Annotated in this window: 3 protein-coding genes; 1 reads left to right on the forward strand and 2 read right to left on the reverse strand. The window is 46.4% G+C overall.

The window, feature by feature from the left end:
* On the forward strand, positions 1-304 hold a 304-nt coding region (locus J7J01_08775; protein MCD6210959.1), incomplete at its 5' end, for a hypothetical protein.
* On the opposite strand, the gene J7J01_08780 is transcribed toward J7J01_08775, so the two are convergent.
* Positions 301-954, reverse strand: a complete 654-nt coding sequence (locus tag J7J01_08780; GenBank protein ID MCD6210960.1) for a hypothetical protein — start codon at positions 952-954, stop codon at positions 301-303. The two genes, J7J01_08775 and J7J01_08780, sit on opposite strands and share 4 nt — an antisense overlap.
* A gap of 16 nt (positions 955-970) precedes the next feature.
* Positions 971-1,822 carry a hypothetical protein gene (locus J7J01_08785; GenBank protein MCD6210961.1) on the reverse strand — a complete coding sequence of 284 codons (852 nt, stop codon included), beginning with the start codon at positions 1,820-1,822 and terminating at the stop codon, positions 971-973.
* Between the last annotated feature and the right edge of the window lie 168 nt (positions 1,823-1,990).

Here is a 1,990-nt window from a genome sequence, read left to right on the forward strand (position 1 = left end):
TGTGCGAGAGCTTGAACGGTTATACGGCAATGTGGGTGCGGGTATAAAGAAGGTGATAAAATTCTACAAAACGAGCATGCTACCTGAACACCTCCGCAAACCGCACGAGGCGTTGGTAAGCAAAGAAAAATTAACGGCGAGCGAGCTTGAGGAAGTGTTAGCGCCTTTCGTGAAAGAGAGCAGGGAGGCATGGAAAATCGTGGGTGAACTCTCTCGCTTGGGCTATGTGCGGAGGGACAAAGCGGGAAACTATATATTCTCCCGGTTCAGGCGCGACCCGTTCCTTGAGTTTCTCCTCCGCTAAACGAATAGCGCATACATGCCGTGCAGATACCACGATTTTACATAGAACACACAGCCACCATACTGTTTGCTCATATCGGCAGTCTGCATTCTCAATCCTACTTCGTTAACGAACTCTTCGAGATTGTTGTATGCCTCACTACATGTGTCACCATAGAAGCCCCAGTAATGTGGTCTACCGATCACATCCGTGATAGTATACCCCATCTCTATCGCCAAATCCTTCATACTATCAATGTATAGGTCTGCTGTAGTGAAGTGCTGTCCGTTCCACTTGACATAACAACGCCTGTCATGGAGTGTGCCATTTATAGGTATCTGGTGGTCTACGTCTTCAAGTGAGAAGCCCAAACCTGTGATTTCAGCCCTTACCGATTGCTTCAATTTTTCACACTCGTTAGTGAAACAGATTGTTGCCGCATCGGGGTAAGGTGGAGAAGGATTGCGATGCGATAGCGCTTCTCTCATATTAGGATAAACAACGAAGCTACCGTATTCATCGTATGTTGTGTTTCCATACGCATTTCTGTATAGCTTCTCAATCGCTCCCAGTTCTGCCCCTCCTTTCGCTCTTTTCATTAAATAGTAGAGTAGCCCGATACCTATACCCGCTCCTATTACGATTCCCGCTATTTTTGTTGCCTTCATCATCTCACTTTGGAGGCGATTAAAATCGCCGTGAACGAGCTTGTAATATACCCAATCCCACAAGCGTCAAGCCCGAAACGACCGTTACAGGTATAGCGAGCTTTTCTCCCTCCGCTGCCACCGGTAATACTTCCGCGCCCGCAAGTGCAGCCGTGGGTGATGGATATGACGGTTCGTCCTCGTCTTCACCCCAAGTCTTAATGCCGTAGTAGTAAGTGCCTGCTGTTGGATGAGTTATTTTTATTTCTCCTGCTCCTATTGTTGCACAACTCCCGGTAGTGCAAGGCGAAAGTTCTGTGTCTGTATCACAATCATAACCACAAGTATAGCATTCGCCCGGGTCTAAATATATACCCCACCAAGCCGCTATATCTCCTTTTACCGAACCATCTGCATTAAGCTTATGAATAGCCACATTAATAGGACCTCTGACATTTCCCGTGTTTTTTACTCTATACTTCGCAATTGTCACTTTTTCACCCACCGTGAAAGGTCCACTATAAGAAGTGAACAAATCAAAAGCTGCGGTAACTTTCTTGACCTCATAGCAGCCCGGACACATTGAGTTAATAACACCGCCGTATTTATTGTAACAACTGACAACAAACTCTGCTTCTTCTTTTGTTATTTTCCCATCGTAATAGTCCTGTACGGCTTTTTGCGCTTCAGCATAAGATATTACTCCATCCGCGTCCTTATCGTATACCAATAACAGGTCACATCCACTGACGAAATTCGGCGTTGGATCCCAACATGTTAGTGGTGGTGCCGCTGCTTCCACCGTCCACGCTTTTGCCTCGCTGTGATGCTCCGGTTCGTATATCGCATACCCGCTCGCTCGCCCCAATCCCATTACCGCTACTTGTGACATTTCTTTCTCACAATATTTTATATACGCACATATTATATAAAAATATAACTATGGCAGATGTGAGGGCTTGGAGTGTTGATGTAACAGAAGTGGAGAAGAGGCGGACTTTTAGCGCATCAATGCTATCACTCGGAACGGCGCTCGCTATCGCTTCAACCGCGCCCGTTT

It is taken from the genome of Methanophagales archaeon (genome assembly GCA_021159465.1).
Classification (GTDB): Archaea; Halobacteriota; Syntropharchaeia; order Alkanophagales; family Methanospirareceae; genus G60ANME1.